This is a genomic window from Brunnivagina elsteri CCALA 953 (assembly GCF_002289455.1).
Classification (GTDB): domain Bacteria; phylum Cyanobacteriota; class Cyanobacteriia; order Cyanobacteriales; family Nostocaceae; genus Brunnivagina; species Brunnivagina elsteri.
Window position 1 is genome coordinate 1 of the sequence record NZ_NTFS01000629.1, and the last position, 2,497, is coordinate 2,497.

The following is a 2,497-nucleotide window of genomic DNA, read 5'->3' on the forward strand; positions in this document are numbered from 1 at the left end:
TGCGATCGCTCGAAATTTCGCACTTAATTTATTCCGTGACAATATGTTTGAAAATATGGCGCAAGCTCAACGGTTGTGTTCCTTTGGGTTAGACACACTTCAGCAACTTTTTAGAATGAAATAGCCCTGACTCACTCCTCACTCCCCTAACCATTAACCACTATCCACTAACCACTAACAAATTGCATTATGGCAACTTATACAGGAATTTCTAGCGAAGCATTCCGGCATCCCCTAGATCGGCAGGCAGAACAAGCCCTTCGCAGCTTACCAGGGTTTGATTTCGTAGCGCGTAAATTTGTGGAATTTTTTGCCGAACGTCCTCAGCTAGTTTATCTAATGGGTAACACCATTCAAGTAGGACCTCGCCAATACTCCACTATTTACCATATGTTTCGCGAATGTGTGCGGGATTTGGATGTTTATCCAGAGCCGACACTGTTTGTTGAGCAAAATCCCCAAGCTAATAGTTACGCTTTAGGAAAAGAACATCCTTGTATTGTCATCAATACGGGGATTCTTGACTTACTTAGCGAAGCCGAAATTAGGGCGGTGTTAGCCCATGAACTAGGGCATATTAAATGTGGTCATACTATTTTAATTCAAATGGCGATATGGGCGAGTCGTGCTGCTTCCGCGATTGGGGAAGTAACTTTTGGTATTGGTAATTTTGTCAGTCAAGGTTTATTACTTGCTTTTTATGAGTGGCGACGCAAGGCTGAGTTATCGGCAGATCGGGCTGCTTTGCTTGTGGTGGAAGATTTAAATACTGTGATGACAACTATGATGAAAATCAGTGGAGGCAGTGATAAATTTGCCAATGAGTGCCATTTACAAGCGTTTATTAAACAGTCAGAAGAATATCAAGCTCTTGACGAAGATGGATTAAATCAAATATATAAATTCATGATGTATAATGGCGTGATTGGCTCGATGCAAAGCCATCCTTTTCCTGTTGAGCGTTTGCACTACATTCGTGAGTGGTCAAATTCAGAAGAATATAAGAATATACGTGCAGGAAATTATATGCGTAATCCTGCTGAGGGTGCTGTTGATGTCAAGGTAAATAGTAATGGTGGTAATAATACTACAAATAGTGAATCTGACCAACTTCGCCGTCAACTAGAAGAATTACAACGGGAAATCGATCGCATTCGCCGAAATCAGTAATTTAATCGCGATCGCACATCATTACAAATATTTTTGGCTTTCCATTGCTAAATCTTTGTAATTTTTGATAAATGCGATCGCATAAGCGAAGAGTTACCGCAGGCTAGCTCAACGTTGGCAAAGTCTGTCCGAAGGAATTAGCTGCTAGTCTATCGCGTTTTGAAGTTTGCTTTTTCGTTAGGCTGCGGTAGACTTAGCAATCTTTGCAAGCAATCTCAAGGCTTCATTGACAGATGCTGAATCTCGGAAAATCTCTGCTACATCTGGATCGAGAACCACAATATTGCTTGATTGCATATAGGCTTCATAGTATTTGCCACGAACACCACCCGAAAAATCATATTCGGGACGCATCTCGTCATTAACGATCGCTTCAGATTCCTGACTCATAGCGTTTTTTCTCCTGTCGAGTTGCTAAACGGGCACTAATCAAACGCACTTCCCCTTCTCGCTCCGTGTGGGACACAACTAAAAAACGTTGTAGCCGCGATTGACCTATATTCTTTCTCTTCTTCAAAAAAATCGCCGACGAGTAGTAAGGTTAATTGAAACTCTAAATTCAGCAATGTAAAAGCATCAAATAGAAATTCAATTCCTTTTTTAAAAAATGACTTTGAGTATATATCGTATACAAATTGTTCAGAGTCATTTACTGCCTCAGTCATAAAATTGTCTCCCCTTAGTAAGAGATTAACCTTCGCATTTCAGGCTCTCAAATTGCAGAGGGCTGTACACCTAACGTTCCCAATCAGCGGCGACCCAAAAAACTTGGTAATGCGTCCAACTCTATAACTAAGTCCGCTGCATTGCGGTTGTTAGCTGGCTCGTTCTAACTTTCTACAACAACCATAAATCGCAAAGGCGATCGCCCTCAGCAACGGGGGTGATTAAAAAATAAGAAGCTGCAACGCCTCCCTGATGTCCAAGGTTCAGCCCTTCACCCGGTCTACATTCTAGACAGAGCCGCAATCTTGGCCCGTTTGCTGGGGTCTAAGCCTTCCAACTCCTGGGGTTGCAGCCAGCCTTCCTTCACCAGGCGGGCAAACACCACGATCAAATAGGGATAGCGGAAGTCGTATTTGCCATCAACCTCATGCCGCTTGGCGCTCAAAAAATCGTTCAAGCGCCACACATCCTTCGCTTCAGTGAACTTAATTTGACGGTAACGCAATAATGAGGGTTTCAGCTTCAAGATTGGTAGTACATATGAACGCATTGAAAGGGCTGGGGTTAAATGGTTACAACTGTTATTGACACTCTCAGGTCTAAAGACACTGAGATTCTTAAGAAATTTCGTTCCTAATATCCTGTTTTCACAGGTTCCCAA

Annotated in this window: 4 protein-coding genes; 1 reads left to right on the forward strand and 3 read right to left on the reverse strand. The window is 42.4% G+C overall.

What is annotated here, in order from left to right; translation table 11 throughout:
- The first annotated feature begins 189 nt into the window (after nt 1-189).
- The gene (locus CK510_RS29275) at nt 190-1,170 is read left to right on the forward strand and encodes a M48 family metallopeptidase (protein WP_095724969.1); all 981 of its coding nucleotides are present in this window, start codon (nt 190-192) and stop codon (nt 1,168-1,170) included.
- 177 nt (nt 1,171-1,347) lie between these two features.
- Here CK510_RS29275 and CK510_RS29280 read toward each other — a convergent pair whose 3' ends face one another.
- The 3 genes from CK510_RS29280 to frp all read right to left on the reverse strand — a co-directional run bounded on the left by CK510_RS29280 (nt 1,348) and on the right by frp (nt 2,497).
- The gene (locus CK510_RS29280) at nt 1,348-1,560 is read right to left on the reverse strand and encodes a hypothetical protein (protein ID WP_095724970.1); all 213 of its coding nucleotides are present in this window, start codon (nt 1,558-1,560) and stop codon (nt 1,348-1,350) included.
- Between the two features lie 35 nt (nt 1,561-1,595).
- Nucleotides 1,596-1,835, reverse strand: a complete 240-nt coding sequence (locus CK510_RS33750) for a hypothetical protein (RefSeq protein ID WP_245912500.1) — start codon at nt 1,833-1,835, stop codon at nt 1,596-1,598.
- Nucleotides 1,836-2,116: 281 nt separating this feature from the next.
- The gene (gene frp / locus CK510_RS29290) at nt 2,117-2,497 is read right to left on the reverse strand and encodes a fluorescence recovery protein (protein WP_245912501.1); all 381 of its coding nucleotides are present in this window, start codon (nt 2,495-2,497) and stop codon (nt 2,117-2,119) included.